Annotated in this window: 17 protein-coding genes and 1 other RNA gene; 12 read left to right on the top strand and 6 right to left on the bottom strand. The window is 65.2% G+C overall.

Annotation, left to right across the window (positions count from 1 at the left end; translation table 11 throughout):
* Position 1: 1 nt before the first annotated feature.
* The 3 genes from E4K09_RS11515 to ffs form a co-directional block, all read right to left on the bottom strand.
* The gene (locus E4K09_RS11515) at positions 2 to 322 is read right to left on the bottom strand and encodes a YbaB/EbfC family nucleoid-associated protein (RefSeq protein WP_134497070.1); all 321 of its coding nucleotides are present in this window, start codon (positions 320 to 322) and stop codon (positions 2 to 4) included.
* A gap of 15 nt (positions 323 to 337) precedes the next feature.
* Positions 338 to 2,149 carry a DNA polymerase III subunit gamma/tau gene (locus E4K09_RS11510; protein WP_134497068.1) on the bottom strand — a complete coding sequence of 604 codons (1,812 nt, stop codon included), beginning with the start codon at positions 2,147 to 2,149 and terminating at the stop codon, positions 338 to 340.
* A gap of 26 nt (positions 2,150 to 2,175) precedes the next feature.
* An RNA gene (gene ffs, locus E4K09_RS11505) (signal recognition particle sRNA small type) lies at positions 2,176 to 2,272 on the bottom strand.
* Between the two features lie 839 nt (positions 2,273 to 3,111).
* Between ffs and E4K09_RS11500 the strand changes: the two genes are divergently transcribed.
* Positions 3,112 to 3,522 (top strand): HIT domain-containing protein, encoded by a 411-nt coding sequence (locus E4K09_RS11500; RefSeq protein ID WP_134497066.1) that lies wholly within the window; start codon positions 3,112 to 3,114, stop codon positions 3,520 to 3,522.
* Between the two features lie 5 nt (positions 3,523 to 3,527).
* Positions 3,528 to 4,430 carry an NAD(+) diphosphatase gene (gene nudC / locus E4K09_RS11495; RefSeq protein ID WP_134497064.1) on the top strand — a complete coding sequence of 301 codons (903 nt, stop codon included), beginning with the start codon at positions 3,528 to 3,530 and terminating at the stop codon, positions 4,428 to 4,430.
* Here the strand turns inward: nudC and E4K09_RS11490 are convergent.
* The 3 genes from E4K09_RS11490 to E4K09_RS11480 are packed head-to-tail and all read right to left on the bottom strand — an operon-like array spanning position 4,427 to position 6,554.
* On the bottom strand, positions 4,427 to 4,963 hold the full coding sequence (locus tag E4K09_RS11490; protein ID WP_134497062.1) for a GNAT family N-acetyltransferase: 537 nt from the start codon (positions 4,961 to 4,963) through the stop codon (positions 4,427 to 4,429). The genes nudC and E4K09_RS11490 overlap by 4 nt on opposite strands.
* Positions 4,960 to 5,814, bottom strand: coding sequence for a prephenate dehydratase (locus E4K09_RS11485; protein ID WP_134497060.1), 855 nt, complete (start codon positions 5,812 to 5,814; stop codon positions 4,960 to 4,962). The genes E4K09_RS11490 and E4K09_RS11485 overlap by 4 nt, the downstream gene beginning before the upstream one ends.
* Positions 5,811 to 6,554: a 3-deoxy-manno-octulosonate cytidylyltransferase gene (locus tag E4K09_RS11480; protein WP_134497058.1), complete on the bottom strand. Its 744-nt coding sequence runs from the start codon at positions 6,552 to 6,554 to the stop codon at positions 5,811 to 5,813. Before E4K09_RS11480 ends, E4K09_RS11485 begins: the two co-directional genes overlap by 4 nt.
* Before the next feature lie 270 nt (positions 6,555 to 6,824).
* Between E4K09_RS11480 and E4K09_RS11475 the strand changes: the two genes are divergently transcribed.
* The 10 genes from E4K09_RS11475 (at position 6,825) to E4K09_RS11430 (ending at position 19,325) form a co-directional block, all read left to right on the top strand.
* The gene (locus E4K09_RS11475; RefSeq protein ID WP_134497056.1) at positions 6,825 to 7,361 is read left to right on the top strand and encodes a c-type cytochrome; all 537 of its coding nucleotides are present in this window, start codon (positions 6,825 to 6,827) and stop codon (positions 7,359 to 7,361) included.
* A 140-nt stretch (positions 7,362 to 7,501) separates the two neighbouring features.
* Positions 7,502 to 9,346 (top strand): extracellular solute-binding protein, encoded by a 1,845-nt coding sequence (locus E4K09_RS11470; protein WP_134497054.1) that lies wholly within the window; start codon positions 7,502 to 7,504, stop codon positions 9,344 to 9,346.
* A complete protein-coding gene (locus E4K09_RS11465) occupies positions 9,343 to 11,220 on the top strand; it encodes an extracellular solute-binding protein (protein WP_134497052.1) in 1,878 nt (625 codons plus the stop codon). Before E4K09_RS11470 ends, E4K09_RS11465 begins: the two co-directional genes overlap by 4 nt.
* Before the next feature lie 15 nt (positions 11,221 to 11,235).
* Positions 11,236 to 11,628, top strand: a complete 393-nt coding sequence (locus E4K09_RS11460; protein WP_134497050.1) for a DUF4260 domain-containing protein — start codon at positions 11,236 to 11,238, stop codon at positions 11,626 to 11,628.
* Positions 11,628 to 12,737 (top strand): microcin C ABC transporter permease YejB, encoded by a 1,110-nt coding sequence (locus E4K09_RS11455; protein ID WP_134497048.1) that lies wholly within the window; start codon positions 11,628 to 11,630, stop codon positions 12,735 to 12,737. The genes E4K09_RS11460 and E4K09_RS11455 overlap by 1 nt, the downstream gene beginning before the upstream one ends.
* A gap of 1 nt (position 12,738) precedes the next feature.
* Positions 12,739 to 13,902 carry an ABC transporter permease gene (locus tag E4K09_RS11450; protein ID WP_134497046.1) on the top strand — a complete coding sequence of 388 codons (1,164 nt, stop codon included), beginning with the start codon at positions 12,739 to 12,741 and terminating at the stop codon, positions 13,900 to 13,902.
* Positions 13,899 to 15,527, top strand: coding sequence for an ABC transporter ATP-binding protein (locus E4K09_RS11445; RefSeq protein WP_134497044.1), 1,629 nt, complete (start codon positions 13,899 to 13,901; stop codon positions 15,525 to 15,527). Before E4K09_RS11450 ends, E4K09_RS11445 begins: the two co-directional genes overlap by 4 nt.
* 12 nt (positions 15,528 to 15,539) lie before the next feature.
* On the top strand, positions 15,540 to 16,562 hold the full coding sequence (locus E4K09_RS11440) for a cation diffusion facilitator family transporter (protein WP_134497042.1): 1,023 nt from the start codon (positions 15,540 to 15,542) through the stop codon (positions 16,560 to 16,562).
* Between the two features lie 44 nt (positions 16,563 to 16,606).
* Positions 16,607 to 17,827, top strand: coding sequence for a phosphopentomutase (locus E4K09_RS11435; protein ID WP_134497040.1), 1,221 nt, complete (start codon positions 16,607 to 16,609; stop codon positions 17,825 to 17,827).
* Between the two features lie 235 nt (positions 17,828 to 18,062).
* A complete protein-coding gene (locus E4K09_RS11430; protein ID WP_134497038.1) occupies positions 18,063 to 19,325 on the top strand; it encodes a GTP cyclohydrolase II in 1,263 nt (420 codons plus the stop codon).
* Positions 19,326 to 19,348: the final 23 nt, after the last annotated feature.

The raw sequence follows: 19,348 nt of genomic DNA, 5'->3' as shown, positions 1-19,348 counted from the left end.
CTCAGAACAGCTTCAGTCCGGGCGGAAGGGGCAGGCCTTTCGTGAGGCTTTCCATCCGCTCCTGCGCGGCGCGATCCGCCTTGCCGCGCGCGTCGTTCATGGCAGCGACGACGAGGTCCTCCAGGATCTCCTTCTCGTCAGGATTCAGGAGAGAAGGATCGATGCTGATCGCCTTGAGGTTGCCCTTTCCGGAAACTTTCACGGTGACGACACCGCCGCCGGCGGAGCCCTCGACCTCGAGATTGTCGAGCTCGGCCTGCGCATCCTGCAGCTTCTGCTGCATCGCCTGAGCCTGTTTCATCAGTCCCATGATGTCCTTCATGACCGCGCTCCTTGACTAGAACAGATCGTCGTCGGCTTCCGCCTCATGCGCCGCCAGCGCATCGGCTTCGCCTAAAATTTCCGTTTCCGCATCCTCTCCCGCCTTCTCGGCGCGCTCGATCACGTTGACGATCTGAGCGCCGGGAAACTTGGACAGAACCGCCTGTACGAGCGGATGGTTCGCCGCTCCTTCCTTGCGCTCGCGCTCGGCGGCCATGGCCTGTTCGCGCAGGGTCGGCGCGCCCTCCTCGGAGGAGAGGGACACCATCCAGCGCTGGCCGGTCCATTGCTGGAGTGCGCGCGCCAGATCGTTGGCGATGGTGCGATTGCCGGATTCGGCGAGGCTGAGTTCGATATGACCCTCCTCGAAGCGCACGAGGCGAACGTCGCGCTCCAGGGCCGCTTTCAGCACGATCTCGCGCTTCTCGCCGGCGAGCGCCACCACGTCCTCGAAACGGCGAAGACGCATGGTCGGCTCGGCCGATGCGGCTCGCGGCCGGGGCTGAGGCTGAGACGTGGCGAGCGCCATGTTGCCGGAACTGGACGGCCCGCCGGACGGACGGGACGGCGCAGGACCGCCGGCCGGCAACGGCGCGCCGTCCTTCAGGGCACGCAGCGCCTCGTCGGGCGTCGGCAGGTCCGCCGCATAGGCCAGACGCACGAGCACCATCTCGGCCGCCGCAACCGGACGGCTGGAGGACTGGACTTCGGGAATGCCCTTCAGAAGCATCTGCCACGCCCGCGAAAGCGTGCGCACCGAGAGCTTCTGGGCATAATCGAGACCACGGGTCCTCTCGATCTCGGACAACGCCGGATCCTTCGCCGCTTCGGGGATCAGCTTCAGGCGCGTGACCACATGCGAGAAGGCCGCGAGATCGGACAGGATCACCGCCGGGTCGGCGCCCGCATCGTATTGGGAGCGCAGTCCCGCGAAGGCTGCGGGAACGTCGCCGCGCATCACGGCCTCGAACAGGTCGATGACCTGGGTGCGGTCGGCAAGCCCCAGCATGTCGCGCACGGTCTCCGGCGTCACGACACCGGCCCCATGGGCGATGGCCTGATCGAGCAGGGAGAGGGAATCGCGAACCGACCCCTCGGCCGCGCGGGCGATGGCCGCAAGGGCCCCCTGCTCCGCCTGCACGCCCTCGGCCGCGCAGATGCGGGCGAGATGGCCCACAAGCTTGTCCGCCTCGACGCGGCGCAGGTCGAAGCGCTGGCAGCGGGACAGGATCGTGACGGGGACCTTCCGGATCTCGGTGGTGGCGAAGATGAACTTCGCGTGCGGCGGCGGCTCCTCCAGCGTCTTCAGGAAGGCGTTGAACGCCTTCTCCGAGAGCATGTGAACCTCGTCGATGATATAGACCTTGTAGCGGGCCGAAACCGGCGAATAGCGGATGCCGTCGATGATCTGGCGGACGTCGTCGATGCCGGTATGGGAGGCGGCGTCCATCTCCAGCACGTCCACGTGCCGCGATTCCATGATCGCTTCGCAATGCGCGCCAAGCTCAGGCATGTGGATGGTGGGGCCGCCGGAGCCGTCGGGCTTCTGGTAGTTGAGGCCCCGGGCCAGGATGCGGGCCGTCGTGGTCTTGCCCACGCCGCGGACGCCGGTGAGCATCCAGGCCTGCGGAATGCGGCCGGTCTCGAAGGCGTTCGAGAGGGTCCGGACCATCGCCTCCTGACCGATCAGGTCGTCGAAGGTGCGCGGACGGTATTTACGGGCGAGAACGCGATAGGGAGAGGCAGGCGCGGCCGGAGCCGGCGCGGCGGGGAAACCCGGCAAGGCCGGCTCGTCGTTCAGGGGCGTGCCGGCTGTGGTGTTGTCCATCGGCTGCAAGGCTTTGGGAAACTCGAGGTGGGAGGCTGGACGAAGACCCGTTCGGTCTCGTTAGGGCTGCTTCCTTCCGGACCTGACCCGGTTGGCGAGTGAGACGTCCCTCGCCAACCTCCCAATGGCTATATGGGCGTTTCGCGACAGGAACGCAAGTTGGAAACTTCTCGCCTGTGGGTTCGTCGTCCCCGGGCCCGTGATCCCGCCGCCACGGCCGCTTTCCTCGGAGCGTGATGGCCCTGACGGGCATGGCCACGGGGCGGGTGAGTTGTCAAAGAGCGTGCGGGCAAGCGGGATTGGGCTGCGGGCCATGTGGCGCGCGGCCTTGAGCGGGAGAGGCGATCGAGGGAGGGCGCGAGGAGCGGACCGGCTCGATGCTGTGGGAAGGGAGAAGCCTGTCGGCTCCCCGCGCACGGTTCTTTTAGGCGGACTGTCGACGCGGGCTCCGGGAGATCATGCCTGTGGCGGCGTCGCCTTGGCTGCGGTGAGGCAGCAAGACGGGCGGCTGTGCATGCCCGGGCGCCTGGATCGAGCCAGGGCCTCCCGCCAACCGGCGTGCGAGGCCGGCTGCGGGACCGTGCCCGGCCCCACAACCTGCGACGCCTCGCGAGCGCGCCTCCCGGTGGGCCGGGGTGCCGAACGATATAGCCGAGCTTGAGGCGGGCGTCAAGAACAAAGACGGAACATTCTCCTGCTCCGGCCTCCTGCGGCTCCGTGCCTGCAGCCGCTTGGCTTGATCCGCCGGCTCCCACCTCCCGCCCGTCATGGCCGGCCTTAGCGGGGCATCCACGTCTTTGCCCAGGTGCGGTTCTCAAGACGGAGATGGCCGCACTTGTTGCGGCCATGACCGGAGGTGGTCACGATGGGGAGCACGAGAGCAACGGTGGAGCGGCGGCGATGACCGTGATGCGTGCAGCATGACGGCTGACAGGCAGCCGCGATCTCGGCTAGATAGGGCCATGACATTCCAGCTCGATTCCCGCCTCGAAGCCGATACGCTCCCGATCGGCGACCTTGCCCTCTCGTCGGTCCTGCTCCTGAACGATGCCCGCTTCCCCTGGTTCGTGCTGGTGCCGCGCATTCCGAACGTGAGCGAATTCACCGATCTGTCGGAGGCGGATTACGCCCAACTGACGCAGGAGATTCGCATCGCCACCAAGGTGATGCTGGCGCTGTCCAAGCCCGACAAGGTGAATGTGGGCGCTCTCGGCAACATCGTGACGCAGCTCCACGTGCATGTGATCGGGCGCTTCCGCTCCGATCCGGCCTGGCCCGGACCTGTTTGGGGCCATGGCGCCCGCCAGCCCTATCCGGACCATGCCGCAACCGCCCTCATCGAGCGCGCCGCCGCTCTTTTTGCGGAAGCCTGAACTCCATGACGCGTCCCATCGGCTACATCACCAATCCTCTCGTCCGTCACAGTGCGGAGCGCGACCCCGATGCCCTGGCCCATGCGGCCGCCAACCCGGAAACCGCTCTCGTGCTTCTGGCGGGGGACCTGCCGATCCTGACCTCAGGAGAGCCCGGTTCGGGTCTTTTGCCCGTATCCACCCTGGACCGCCTGCAGGCGCACAAGGAGCAGGTGTTCCTCGGCACCCTGCAGGATCGCCCCGTGATCGCGACCCTGGCCGACGCGGAGACGGCGGAGCGGTTCCGGGACGATCCGGCCTATATGGTCTCGGATCTGCGCTCGATCGCGGTGCGCGGCCTCGTGCCGGCGGAAGAGCTCGGCATCCTCGCCATGGCGAAGTCCATTCTCGATTGGCACAACCGCCATCGCTTCTGCGCCAATTGCGGCGCTCCAACGCAGAGCGCCCAGGCCGGCTTCCGTCGCGATTGCGCATCCTGCGGCGCGCAGCATTTTCCGCGCACCGATCCCGTGGTGATCATGCTGATCACCCGCGGCGACAAATGCCTCATGGGCCGCCAGGCGCGCTTTGCCGAGAAGATGTATTCCTGCCTCGCGGGCTTTCTCGAGCCGGGCGAGACCATCGAGGATGCGGTGCGCCGCGAGACCTTCGAGGAGGCGGGCATTCGCGTCGGCACGGTTCGCTATCTCGCCTCGCAGCCCTGGCCCTTTCCGGCGAACATCATGATCGGCTGCGTCGGCGAGGCCCTCACGGAGGAGATCGATTTCGACCGCGAGGAGCTGGAGGACGCCCGCTGGTTCACCAAGGACGACGTGCGCCGCATGCTGGAGGGCAGGCACGAGGATTTCGCAGCGCCCGTCCCGATCGCCATCGCGAACCTTTTGCTGCAGGAATGGGTGAAGGATTAGCCAAGGCGCGGGATCGGCTCGAACCTGTAGGCGATTTCGATCACCTTCTGTCCATTCATCTCAAAGGAATGCTCGGGACCGGGTTCTCCGCCAAGTGTTTCGTAGAAGCGTCGTGCCGAGATGTTTTCCTTAAGGACCCAGAGCCCGGCCGAGCGGAGGCCCTGGGCGGCAAGATGATCGAACACGCCGGCCATGAGCCTGCGCCCGAGGCCTTGCCGCTTGGCCTTCTCGAGAAGATAAATGGCAAAAATCTCGCTCTCCGCAGCAAGTCGATCGGGCTCTTTGGTCCTGACCGGCCCGCCCCGCGCGAAGCCGAGAATCTCGCCGTCATCCGTGACCGCCACCAGGAACTTGGCGCGGGGATTGGGATGCGTGAACGCCCCCTGCCACATCTGCTTCCGCTCCTCGATGGACAAGCCGGCGAGAGCTTCCGCTGACAGGATGTCCTTGTAGGTTTCCCGCCACCCCTGAACATGAACCCGGGCAATGTTGTCGAGATCGCTCTCGACTGCCTCGCGGATGGCGACCTTCACTCCGCCGCTTCCTGGATGTGCTCGCGGAAGGGCGCCGCCGGATAAGCGCCGAGGATCCGCAGCTCGCGGGAGAAGAATTCGAGCTCTTCCAGAGCGCGCCTGAGATTCGCATCCTCCGGATGACCGTCGACCTCGGCATAGAACTGCGTGGCCTTGAAGTAGCCTTCGACCATGTAGCTCTCGAGCTTGGTCATGTTGATGCCGTTCGTGGCAAAGCCCCCCAGCGCCTTGTAGAGGGCCGCCGGCAGGTTGCGCACGCGGAAGACGAAGGAGGTCACGGTCGGGCCATTGCCGGCCGGCACCCATTGCGGCGTCTTCGACAGAATGACGAAGCGGGTGGTGTTGTGGGATTCGTCCTCCACGTCCTCGGCGAGGATCTTGAGGCCGTAGATGTCGGCGGCCATGCGCGGTGCCAGCGAGGCGCGGGTGGGATCCTTCCACTCGGCGACCTGTCGTGCGGAACCTGCGGTGTCGCCCGCCACATGCGCCTTCAGGCCGAGCTTGCGGATGATCTTGCGGCACTGGCCCAGCGCGTGGACATGGCTGTAAACGCTCTTGATCGTGCCGAGATCGGCCTCGGGCAGCGCCATCAGCTGGAAATGGATGGGCAGGAAATGCTCGCCCACGATGTGCAGGCCCGACGTCGGCAGGAGATGGTGGATATCCGCCACGCGGCCCGCGATCGAGTTCTCGATCGGGATCATGGCAAGCCCCGCCTCGCCCTCGTTCACGGCCGCGAAGGCATCCTCGAAGGTCGGACAGGGCAGCACTTCCCAGCCGGGATACATCTGCGAGCACGCGATGTGGGAATTGGCTCCCGGTTCGCCCTGAAACGAAATAATCTGCTTCATGTTGTTCTCCGGGCCATGATGATCTCGCGAGCTCTGTCCAGATCGTGGGGCGTGTCGACGCCGAGCGGGACATCGTCGACCACCACCGCGTCGATGCGCATGCCTGCCTCCAGGGCCCGCAACTGCTCCAGCTTCTCGCGCTGCTCCAGGGGAGAAGGCGACATGGCGACGAAGCGCTGCAGGGCCGTGCGGCGATAGGCGTACAGTCCGATGTGATGGTAGAGCGGACCATCCCCGTAGGGAGCCGTGGCACGGGTGAAGTAGAGCGCCCGGAAGCGGCCGGGCGCGACCTGGGCGCCCACCATCTTCACCACGTTCGGATTGGTTTTTTCCTCCTCGCGCCCGATGACCGCCACCAGCGTGGCCAGATCGACTTGCGGATCCGAGAGCGGCGCGATGGAGGCGGCGATCGCGGCCGGATCAACCGTCGGCAGGTCGCCCTGGACGTTCACCACCACGTCGTGGCGTCCCCCGGGATCGAGCTTTTCCACAGCCTCGAAGATGCGGTCGGAGCCGGAGGCGTGGTCGGCGCGGGTCATGACCGCCTGCCCGCCGACCCGGCTCACGGCCTCGGCGATTTCGGGGGCGTCGGTCGCGATGGCGACGGGTCCGATGCCCGCCTCCATGGCGCGACGCCAGACATGCACGATCATGGGTTCGCCCGCGATGTCCGCAAGGGGTTTGTTCGGCAGACGGGTCGCCGCGAGACGGGCGGGAATGAGAACCAGAGGGTTGGACATGGGCAATCTTCAAGGAATAAAGCTGCGCGTCCTTAGCAAGGCCAACCGTGTTTGTCATGGGCTCTGCGGCACTTGATCCTTGGACCTGAGAGCTTCATCGCGGCGTTTTGGAACCGAGCTGCGACCAATGGAGCGCCAAAACCTGCAAGAACCCCATTGTCAAAACCCCTTCTCTACGGCTAAGCAACGCCGCGAACCGCGGGCGCCAGCCCGCGCTGCCGTTCTGTTTGCGCTGGGTTCGCCGTGACCAAGGCGAGGAGAGCCTAACCTATGAATATCGAGACCAATAAGATCCTGGGTGCCCTTTTCGGTACGCTTCTCTTCGTGGTCGGCGTCAAAGTCGTTGCCGAAGGCCTGTTCTCGCCTCATGCCCCGGCCGTTCCGGGCTATGACCTTCCGGCCGCCGAAGAGGCTGTAGCTGGCGGCGGCGCTCCGGCCGCTCCGTCCGAGCCCCTTCCCGTTCTTCTGGCCAGCGCCGACCCGGCCAAGGGTCAGGCCGCCGCTAAGAAGTGCGCCTCCTGCCATACCTTCGAGAAAGGCGGCCCGAACAAGGTCGGCCCGAACCTCTACGGCGTCGTCAGCCGGCCGGTCGCCTCGCACGAGGGCTTCAACTATTCCAACGGCTTGAAGGCCCATGGCGGCGAATGGACCTACGAGGCTCTGAACGACTTCATTCACAATCCGAAGAAGGCCGCTCCCGGCACGATCATGGCTTTCGCCGGCATCGCCAACGACAAGGAACGGGCCGATCTGCTGGCCTACCTGCGCAGCCTGTCCGACAATCCGGCTCCGCTGCCCACACCGTAAGGACAGGCAGACATCCGTCGATTTCCGCGAAGCCGGGCCTTGTGCCCGGCTTTTGTTTTGTCCCTCCTCCCTTGCGCTCGCCCCGGTCCGCCCAAAAATGTAACCTGACGACAGACGCCTCGTCCTTCAGGAGACGCCTTGTGATCCGTACCCTTCTGCCCGGCTTCCTGGCCGCCTGCCTCGCCCTGACTCCCCTCGCAGCCCAGGAAGCCCAGTGGCGGCATGGCGCGGCCCTCCTCGGAGAGCCCAAATACGAGCCTGGCTTCTCCCATTTCGACTACGTGAACCCCGATGCCCCCAAGGGCGGAGCGGTCCGGCTCGGGGCGCAGGGCACCTTCGACAGCTTCAACATCGTGGTCGCGGGCGTGAAGGGATCGCCCGAACAGGGTCTCGGCCTCATCTACGAGACGCTGACCACGTCCTCCTTCGACGAGCCGAGCGCCGCCTACGGCCTGCTCGCGGAGGCGTTCTCCTATCCGGAGGATTATTCCTCCGTCAGCTTCCGGTTGCGCCCGGACGCCAAGTGGCATGACGGACAGCCGGTCACGGCGGACGACGTGATCTTCTCCTTCGAGGCCTTCAAGGCCAACAGCCCGACCTATGCCTTCTACTACGCCAACGTGACCACGGCCGAGAAGACGGGCGAGCGCGAGGTGAAGTTCACCTTCAACCAGACGGGCAACCGGGAACTGCCCCAGATCATGGGGCAGCTGATCGTGCTGCCCAAGCACTGGTGGGAAGGCACGGCGCCGGACGGGCGCAAGCGCGACGTCACGCAGACGACCCTGGAGCCGCCGCTGGCTTCGGGGCCCTACCGCCTCAAGAGTTTCGACGCGGGCCGCAGCGCCACCTACGAGCGCGTGCCGGATTACTGGGGCGCGAACCTCAACGTGAATGTGGGCCAGAACAACATCGACGAAATCCGGTACGAATACTACCGCGACGCGACGGTGCTGCTCGAAGCCTTCAAGGCGGACCGGATCGACTTCCGGACGGAGAACAGCGCCCGAAACTGGGCGACGGGCTACGACTTTCCGGCCAGGCAGGAAGGCCGGGTGGTTCTGGAGGAATTCCCCTACGCGGCCACCGGCATCATGCAGGCCTTCGTGCTCAACTTGAGGCGCGACAAGTTCAAGGACGAGCGCGTACGGCGCGCCTTCAATCTCGCGTTCCCCTTCGAGGAGCTCAACAAGACGGTCTTCTACGGCCTCTACGAGCGCGTCGGAAGCTACTTCCACGGTCTCGAGCTCGCTTCCTCGGGTCTGCCGCAGGGCAAGGAGCTGGAGCTTCTCGAATCCCTGCGCGACAAGGTTCCGCCGGAGGTCTTCACGAAACCCTACGAGAACCCCGTCAACGACACGCCGGAACGCATCCGCGGCAACCTGCGCGAAGCGGACCGCCTGCTGCGCGAAGCGGGATGGGACGTGAAGAACGGGCGCCGGGTCAACGCGCGGGGCGAGACGTTGAGCGTGGAGCTTCTCAGCAGCAGTCCCAACGACGAGCGCGTCTTCCTGCCCTACAAGGCGGTGCTCGAGCGTCTCGGAATCGCCGCTGCGGTCCGCACGGTCGACGACGTGCAATACACCAACCGCACCCGCTCCTTCGACTTCGACATCACGTCGACGGTCTGGCCGCAATCCTTGTCGCCAGGCAACGAGCAGCGCGAGTTCTGGGGCTCCCAGTCGGCCCAGCGCGAAGGATCGCGCAATCTGGCGGGCATCTCCGACCCGGCCGTCGATGCGCTGATCGACAGGATCATCTTCGCCAAGGATCGCGATGAGCTCGTGGCTGCCACGAAGGCGCTCGACCGTGTCCTGCTCGCGCACAACTACGTGGTGCCGCAATGGACGTCCCTGAAGCAGCGCACGGCCCGCTGGGATCGCTATAGCCACCCGCAGACCATGCCCCGCTACGCGGGCGCCGCCTTCCCGACCCTATGGTGGTACGACGGAACCAAGGCCGCCAAGACAGGAGCGCCGCGATGAGACCGTTCAATCGTCGTGCCGTCCTCAAGGGCAGCGCAGCCGGCGCGATCGCGAGCCTCCTGCCAAAAGCCGGCTTCGCCCAAGGCGCCGGAGAGACCGCCGGAGAGATGGAAACCTATGGCCTCTCCGCCTTCGGCGAGCTGAAGTATCCGCCCGACTTCAAGCATTTCAATTATGTCAACCCGGCCGCCCCCAAGGGCGGAACGCTGGTGCTTCAGATCAAGCAGACCACCGGCAACCAGAACTTCGACACCTTCAACACGCTGAACATCTACGTGCTGCGCGGCGACGGCGCAGCCGGCATGGGCGCCACCTTCGACTCGTTGATGGCAGGCTCGGGCGACGAGCCGGACGCGCTTTACGGATTGGTGGCGAGACACGTGCGCGTCTCCGAAGACAAGCTGACCTATCGCTTCAGCCTGCGCCCGGAGGCGCGCTTTCACGATGGCTCGCAGCTGACGGCGAAGGACGCGGCGTTCTCCCTGAACATCCTGAAGGAGAAGGGGCACCCGGTTTATCGCGCCCTCCTCGCGCAGATGGCCTCGGCGCAAGCGGAAGCCGATGACGTCCTGCGCGTTCAGTTCACGCCGCAGCGCAGCCGCGATCTGCATCTTGTCGTGGCCGGGCTCCCGATCTTCTCGGAGCGCTACTGGCAGGGCAAGGATTTCGAAGCTTCGACGATGGAGGCGCCGCTCGGCTCCGGACCCTACAGGGTCAAAACGTTCGAGACGGGGCGCTTCATCGAGTTCGAGCGCGTGCCGGATTACTGGGGCAAGGATCTTCCGGTGAATGTGGGCCAGAACAATTTCGACCGCATCCGCTGGGAATACTTCCGCGACAGGACCGTCGCATTCGAAGCCTTCAAGAACGGCACGCTCAACTATCACGAGGAATACACCTCCCGCATCTGGTCGACCGGCTACGACTTCCCGGCCATACGCGAGGGCAAGGTGAAGAAGGAGGAGATCTCCAACGATTCACCCTCCAGCATTCAGGGCTGGTACTTCAACATGCGCCGCGATGCCTTCAAGGATCCGCGCATCCGCGAAGCCATCGGGCTCGCGTTCGATTTCGAATGGACGAACGCCAACATCATGTTCGGCCTGTACAAGCGCACGACCTCCTTCTTCGAGAACAGCGACATGAAGGCGACCGGCATGCCTTCGCCGGAGGAGCTCGCTCTTCTGGAACCGTTCCGCAACCAGCTTCCGGCCACCGTCTTCGGCGAACCGCCCGTGCCGCCCGTGTCCGACGGGTCCGGCCAGGATCGGAAACTGCTGCGCCGCGCCGACGAGTTGCTGCGCGAGGCCGGCTGCAAACGCGAGGGCGGCGTGCTGAAGCTGCCCAATGGACAGCCGTTCCGGATCGAGTTCCTGGACTTCCAGTCCGCGCTGCAGCCGCACACGCAGCCCTTCCAGAGCAACCTGAAGCGGCTCGGCATCGATGCGTTCTCCCGCGTGGTCGACGCCGCGCAGTACCAGCGCCGCATGGAGGAATTCGACTTCGACATGGCGAGCCGGAATCTCTCCGGCGGATCGACCCCGGGCGACAGTCTGCGGGTGGTGTACGGCTCGCAGGCGGCCAAGACGCCCGGCTCCCAGAACATCGCCGGAATCAGCCATCCGGCCGTGGACGCGCTCATCGAGACGCTCGCCAACGCGAAGTCCCGGCAGGAGCTCAACATCGCCTGTCGCGCCCTGGACCGGGTTCTCCGTTCGGGCCATTATTGGGTGCCCATGTGGTATCGAGCCAGCGAATGGATCGCCTATTGGGACCAGTTCTCCCGTCCCGAGCAGAAGCCCCGCTTTGCCTCGGGGGCTCCAGGAACCTGGTGGTACGATGCCGAAAAGGCCAAGCGGATCGGGCGAGGATAAGGTTTGGACACGATCATGACGGCCCCGGCCGTGGCGGGCACGCCCCGCCTGCTCCTGCGTCTGGAAGGCCTGGCGCTGTTCCTCCTCGGCACAGGAGTCTTTTTCCAAACCGGGCTCTCCTGGTGGCTCTATGCCATCCTGTTCTTCAGCCCGGATCTGAGCTTTGCAGGGTATCTGGCAGGGCCTAAAACGGGGGCCGCCATCTACAATGCCACCCACACCATCCTGGGTCCCGCGGCCGTGCTGGGTGTTGGGCTGGCGTTGGACGCCCCTCTCTTCCTCGGGATTGCCGTCATCTGGGCGGCGCATATCGGGTTCGACCGCATGTTGGGATATGGATTGAAATACGCCACCGCTTTCAGCGACACCCATCTCGGCCCCATCGGCCGCAACCGCGCAGGCGCTTGATGCTGGCCTATATCGCACGCCGTATCCTCCTCATGATCCCCACCATCCTCGGGATCATGCTCATCTCCTTCGTGCTCGTGCAGTTCGCCCCCGGCGGCCCTGTCGAGCGCATCATTGCGCAGCTGCAGGGGCAGGATTCCGGTGCGGCCTCGCGCGTCTCCGGCGGCGGAGGCGATTTCTCGGGCGGTAACCAAAGTCCCGGCGGCGGAGGCGACGCGTCCTCGTCCCGCTATCGCGGGGCTCAAGGTCTCGACCCGCAATTCATCAAGCAGCTCGAGGCGCAGTTCGGCTTCGACAAGCCTGCCCACGAGCGCTTCTTCAAGATGCTGTGGGATTATGCGCGCTTCGATTTCGGAAAGAGCTATTTCCGCGACATCTCGGTTCTGGAGCTGATCAAGGAGAAGCTGCCGGTCTCGATCAGCCTAGGTTTATGGATGACGCTCCTGTCCTATGCCATCTCGATCCCGCTCGGGATCAAGAAGGCGGTGCGCGACGGCTCATCCTTCGACATCTGGACGTCGGCCGTCGTCATCATCGGCTATGCGATCCCGGGCTTTCTGTTCGCGATCCTGCTCATCGTGCTGTTCGCCGGCGGCTCGTTCTGGCAGCTCTTCCCCCTGCGCGGCCTGACCTCCGAGAACTGGGCGTTCATGCCCTGGTACATGCAGATTGCCGATTACTTCTGGCATCTGGTGCTGCCGATCACCGCGATGGCGCTCGGCGCTTTCGCCACCTCGACCCTGCTCACGAAGAACTCGTTCCTCGACGAGATCCGCAAGCAATACGTGCTCACCGCGCGCATGAAGGGCCTGTCCGAGAGACAGGTGCTCTACGGCCACGTTTTCCGCAACGCCATGCTGATCGTGATCGCAGGTTTCCCGGGGGCCTTCATCAGCGCCTTCTTCGCAGGCTCGCTCCTCATCGAGACGATCTTCTCCCTCGACGGATTGGGGCTGCTCTCCTTCGAATCCATCGTGAACCGCGATTACCCCGTGGTCTTCGCCAATCTCTACATCTTCTCCCTGCTGGGATTGGTGGTGAACCTGCTCTCCGACCTGACCTATACCTGGATCGATCCGAGGATCGATTTCGAGACACGGGAGGCGTGAGATGAACGAGAACGTGCCCGTCGTCTCTCCGGCTGCCTCCCCTGTCGCGCCGCCGCTGCCGCGCCAGGGTTTCATCAGGCTCTCGCCCCTCAACCGGCGCCGGCTGCAGAATTTCAAGGCGAACCGCCGAGGCTGGTGGTCGTTCTGGATCTTCACGATTCTGTTCGTCCTGAGCCTGTTCGCCGAGCTCCTCGCCAACGACAAGCCGATCCTCGCCTCCTACAAGGGCGAATGGCTCTACCCGGCTTTCGTGGATTACCCGGAGGAAAAATTCGGCGGCTTCCTGGCGCAGACCGATTACCGGGATCCCGTGATCGCGAAGGAGATCCAGGAGAACGGATGGATGCTCTGGGCGCCGGTCCGGTTCTCCTACAACACGCACAACCTCGACCTTCCGGTTCCCGCCCCAGCCCCGCCGACCTGGATGCTCACGGACGAGCAATGCCGCCCCATCGCGGAGCGGAACGGCGGCACGGGCTGCAAGGACATCGAATGGAACTGGCTCGGCACGGACGATCAGGGCCGGGACGTGGTGGCGCGCCTCATCTACGGCTTTCGCATCTCCGTGCTGTTCGGCCTGATCCTCGCGGGCATCTCGTCCGTCATCGGCATCCTCGCGGGCGCGGTGCAGGGCTATTACGGAGGATGGATCGATCTGATCGCGCAGCGCTTCATCGAGATCTGGACCGCCATCCCCTCGCTGTACCTGCTCATCATCATCTCGTCGATCATCACGCCGAGCTTCTTCGTGCTGCTCGGCATCCTGCTGCTCTTCTCCTGGGTGTCTCTGGTGGGCGTCGTGCGCGCCGAGTTCCTGCGGGCGCGAAACTTCGAATATGTGCGCGCCGCGCGCGCCTTGGGGCTGTCGAACGCCACCATCATGTTCAAGCATCTCCTGCCGAACGCGATGGTCGCGACGCTCACCTTCATGCCTTTCATCATCAACGGCTCGATCACGACGCTCACCTCCCTCGACTTCCTCGGCTTCGGCCTCCCACCCGGCTCGCCCTCGCTGGGCGAATTGCTCGCGCAGGGCAAGGCCAATCTCCAGGCACCGTGGCTCGGCCTTGCGGGGTTCTTCGTGATCGCCCTCATGCTCAGCCTTCTCATCTTCATCGGCGAAGCCGTGCGTGACGCCTTCGACCCGAGAAAGACGTTCCGATGACAGAGCCCCTCCTCTCCGTCCAAGATCTCTCCGTCGCCTTCCGCCAGGGCGAGCGCGACATGCTGGCGGTGGACCGCGTCTCCTTCGACATCATGCCCGGCGAGACCGTGGCGCTGGTGGGCGAGTCGGGATCGGGCAAGTCCGTTTCGGCGCTCTCCGTGCTCAAGCTCCTGCCCTACCCGTCCGCGCATCACCCGTCCGGCCGGATCCTGTTCAAGGGCAAGGACCTGATGGGCCTGAGCGAAGACGAGATGCGCCGGGTGCGCGGCGACGACATCACCATGGTGTTCCAGGAGCCGATGACCTCGCTCAACCCGCTCCAAACCATCGACCGGCAGATCGGCGAAATCCTGAGGCTCCATCGCGGCCTCTCGGAGAAGGAGGCGCGCGCCCGCACCCTGGAGCTGCTGCAGCTTGTCGGCATCCGCGACGCGGAAAGCCGCCTGAAAGCCTATCCGCACCAGCTCTCGGGCGGCCAGCGCCAGCGCGTGATGATCGCCATGGCGCTCGCCAACGAGCCCGACCTGTTCATTGCGGATGAACCGACGACCGCGCTCGACGTGACCGTGCAGGCGCAGATTCTCAAGCTGCTCGCCGAGCTGAAGGCCAAGCTCGGCATGTCCATGCTCTTCATCACCCACGATCTCGGCATCGTGCGCAAGATCGCCGACCGGGTGTGCGTCATGCTGGGCGGCCGGATCGTGGAGCATGGCACGACCGCGGAGGTATTCCGCAATCCGCAGCACGCCTACACGCAGCGTCTTCTGGCCGCGGAGCCGAAAGGCCGCGCCAATCCGTTGTCTGCCGACGCGCCGACCATCGTCGAGGCAGGCCCTATCAAGGTGTGGTTCCCGATCAAGCGCGGTTTCTTTCAGAAAACCGTCGGTCACGTGAAGGCTGTCGATGGCGTGTCCGTGCGCGTGCGGCGGGGCGAAACGGTGGGCGTCGTGGGCGAGTCCGGATCGGGCAAGACGACGCTGGGATTGGCGATCCTCCGCCTCGTCCAGTCCGAAGGCCCCATCGTGTTCCTCGGAAACCGCATCGACGGCCTGCGCGGGCGGGAGATCCGCCCGATGCGCAAGGATCTGCAGGTCGTGTTCCAGGACCCTTACGGCTCCCTCTCGCCGCGCATGTCGATCGCGGAGATCGTCGAGGAGGGCCTGCTCGTTCAGGACAAGGGCCTGAACTACCGGCAGCGCCGCGACGTGGTGGCGAAAGCCCTGCACGACGTGGGGCTCGATCCCGCCACCATGGACCGCTATCCGCACGAGTTTTCCGGCGGACAGCGCCAGCGCATCGCCATTGCGCGCGCGATGGCGCTCGAGCCGCAATTCATCATGCTGGACGAGCCTACCTCGGCGCTCGACATGTCCGTGCAGGCGCAGATCGTCGAGCTGCTGCGCGATCTGCAGAAGCGCCGCGACCTCGCCTATATGTTCATCAGCCACGATCTGAAGGTGGTGCGCGCGCTGGCGAACCACGTGATCGTGATGCAGAACGGCAAGGTTGTCGAAGAGGGACCGGCGGAGAGCATCTTCGCCGCTCCCCGCACGGAGTACACACAGGCCCTCTTCGCGGCCGCCTTCAATCTCGAGACGGTGGGTGCAACCGCCGTCCGGCAGTGACGCGTTTCGATCATGCAGGCTCACCATCACCATTCCGCGGGCCATTCCCAGCACGGCCATCACCATACCCATGAGGTCGGCCACGGCCGCGCCTTCGCCATCGGCATCGTGCTGAACCTCGCCTTCGTGGCCGTCGAGGCAGGCTACGGATTCTACGCGGATTCCATGGCGCTCCTGTCGGATGCGGGGCACAACCTCAGCGACGTCCTCGGCCTTGCGGTCGCCTGGGGCGCTGCGATCCTGTCCCGGCGCGAGCCCAACGAGCGCTATACCTATGGCTTGCGCTCGAGCTCCATTCTCGCGGCCCTTCTCAATGCGCTCCTGCTCATGGTGGCCGTCGGCGGGATCGTGTGGGAATCCGTGCAGCGGCTCATCGAGCCCGCGCCCGTCCTGGCCGGAACCATGATGGCGGTGGCCGGCATCGGCATCGTGGTGAACGGCTTCACGGCGTTTCTCTTCATGAGCGGACACCAGGATCTCAACATCCGTGGCGCGTTCCTGCACATGGTCGCGGATGCCGCCGTGTCCCTCGGCGTCGTGCTCGGCGGCCTCGCCATTCTCTGGACGGGCGCGACCTGGATCGACCCGGTCCTCAGCCTCGTGATCGCGGCCGTGATCGTCTGGGGCACCTGGGACCTGCTGCGGCAATCGCTCAGGCTTTCGCTGCAGGGCGTGCCGAGCGGAATTTCCCTGGCGGACGTGCGAGGAATGCTCACGGAGCGCCCTGGCGTTGCCCGCGTCCACCATCTGCACATCTGGGCCATCAGCACCACCCAGACCGCGTTGACGGCGCACCTCGTCATGCCGGAAGGCCATCCGGGCGATCGTTTCCTCGCGGAGACGCAGCATGAGCTCAAGGAGCGGTTCGGGATCGGCCATGCGACCCTGCAGATCGAGGTCCATGCCTCCGGCGGCCACGATCACGGCCACGAATGTCCCCTTGACCATCACGATCATGGGCACGACCATCGCCACGAGGGGCACAATCATGGGGGGCACCCTCACCGGACTGAGGCATCGCATCTTCCGCACTGATGCCGTATCAATCGTGATTCCAACGGCTTGAAGGACCAGCTTCCATGGCTCGCGCTCTCCTCATCGTGCTCGATTCCGTCGGCATCGGCGGAGCGGAAGATGCGGCCGCCTATGGCGATGCCGGATCCGACACCGTGGGCCACATCGCCGAGGCCTGCGCTGAGGGACGGGGCGACCAGCCCGGCCTGCGCCAGGGTCCGCTCCACCTGCCGTTCATGAGCGCCTCGGGACTGGGCTTGGCCTGCGAGGCCTCCACGGGCCGCATGCCGCCGAATCTCGCGCCACGGGAGGCCGTCAGGGGAGCCTGGGGCTACGGCGTCGAAACGTCCAACGGCAAGGACACTCCGTCCGGCCATTGGGAGATCGCCGGCGTTCCGGTCGACTTCGACTGGGGGTATTTCCCCAACACGGTTCCGGCTTTCCCGGAGAAGCTGACGAACGCGCTCATCGAGCGCGGCCACTTGCCCGGGATCCTCGGCAACAAGCACGCCTCCGGAACCGCCATCATCGAGGAATTCGCGGTGGAGCATCTGCGCACCGGAAAGCCGATCTGCTACACGTCCGTGGACAGCGTGCTGCAGATCGCCGCACATGAAGAGTTCTTCGGCCTTCAGCGCCTTTATGATCTCTGCCGGATCGGACGCGAGTTGTGCGACGAGTACAAGATCGGCCGCGTGATCGCGCGGCCGTTCCAGGGCACCCCGGAGACCGGCTTCAAACGCACGGGCAACCGGAAGGATTTCGCGACACCTCCGCCCGCCGCCACCATCCTCGACACGCTGACCGAGGCCGGCCACGCGGTGGTGACCGTCGGCAAGATCGGCGACATCTTCGCCCATCGCAGCACCGGCACGGAGGTGAAGCCCAACGGCAACGATGCCTGCCTGTCCGCCGCCATCGACGCCATGCGGACTCTGCCTGAGGGTGGCTTCGTCTTTGCCAATCTGGTGGATTTCGACAGCGAGTTCGGCCACCGCCGCGACATTCCCGGCTATGCGGCGGCGCTCGAGGCCTTCGACAGGCGCGTGCCCGAAATCGAGGCCGTGCTGAAGGAAGGCGACCTCGTCATCATCACGGCCGACCACGGCAACGACCCGTCCTGGCACGGGACGGACCACACGCGCGAGCATGTGCCGATCCTGTGCTTCGGACCCGGCGTCAAGCCAGGCAGCATCGGAAGACGCGAGAGCTTTGCCGATATCGGGGCGAGCGTCCTGGCCCATCTGGGTGTCGTCAATCCCGGCAAGGGGCGATCCTGGATTTGACCCCTCTCGTCATGGCCGGGCTTGACCCGGCCGTCCACGCCTTGAGAACCGCCACGCCTCAAAGACGTGGATCCCCGGAACAAGTCCGGGGATGACGGGATGATCCGGCTACACGACCGGACAATCTTAAGCCGTTGACGGCACCGCGACTTTGGCCCAGTCTGCCAAGGATCGTAAGGAGACTTTCCTGACGATCGTTGGGGGAGTCTTCCCGTTCTCGCGTGGAAGATCATTCATGAGCACGCCTAACCGCTCGACCCATATTCGGCTCACCTCCCATCCCGAGCCGAATGCAGGCACCATCAAGCATCCGATCAAATGGGGGGCCCAGGACCCCAAAGAACGCGGGCCGATCATCGGCACCGTGACCAATCCCGGCGACCGCAACGTGATCGGCGCGCATGGCGGCTCCTATTCGCTCTACCGGGCCTTGGCGATCTCGGCGCGCGCCCTCAATCCGCTCTCCCGGCCCGATCTGCGCAACACGCATCCCACCGCCGAGATCGGTCCCCATCCGCAATGGTCCGATCCGGGCAGGATCGTGTCCCTCGACCCCTGGGGCCATCTCGTCGGCGACGTCTATGGGGACGACATCGCAGGCGGCCTCGACATCCGCCCCAGCATCGCCGTGACGAAGGCGCGCCTCAACATGCCGGAAATCCTGGCCGCCATGGGTGCGAAGCGCCTGACGGCGGACGGCGGCTTCCTGCATGAATCCGGGGACATCTCGGTGACGAAGATCGCGGTCGATCCCGTCTGGTATCTGCCGGGCATCGCGGAACGCTTCGGCTGCAGCGAGGGCGAGCTCCGCCGCACCCTGTTCGAGCAGACCGGCGGCATGTTCCCGGAACTCGTGACGCGTCCCGACATGAGCGTGTTCCTGCCGCCCATCGGCAACACGACCGTGTATGTCGTCGGCGACGTGACCCGCCTGAGCGATCCGAAAACCCGCATTGCCTGCCGCGTGCACGACGAGTGCAACGGCTCGGACGTGTTCGGCTCCGATATCTGCACGTGCCGGCCCTATCTCGTGCATGGCATCGAGGAATGCGTGAAAGAGGCTCAAAGCGGCGGCGTCGGCGTGATCGCCTATAACCGCAAGGAGGGCCGAGCCCTCGGCGAGGTCACCAAGTTCCTCGTCTACAATGCGCGCAAGCGCCAGGAGGGGGGCGATTCCGCCGCCACCTATTTCGAGCGCACGGAATGCGTAGCGGGCGTGCAGGACGCCCGTTTCCAGCAGCTCATGCCCGATGTGCTGCATTGGCTCGGCATCCGCCGTATCGACCGGCTCATGTCCATGTCCAACATGAAATACGACGCCATCACCGGCTCCGGCATCGAGGTGGTGGAGCGCGTGCCGATCCCGCCGGAACTGGTGCCCCCGGATGCTCAGGTCGAGCTCGAAGCCAAGAAGGCTGCGGGCTATTACACACCGGACGGTGCGCCCGACACGGCGGAACTGGACCGGGTGAAAGGCCGCGACCTCGAGCGGTTTTAACCTTCTCCACAACCGGCTGGGCT

This window comes from Microvirga pakistanensis (genome assembly GCF_004458765.1).
Lineage (GTDB): Bacteria > Pseudomonadota > Alphaproteobacteria > Rhizobiales > Beijerinckiaceae > Microvirga > Microvirga pakistanensis.
Note: the sequence above shows the minus strand (reverse complement) of the source record. Positions and strands in the feature narration are given on the sequence as shown.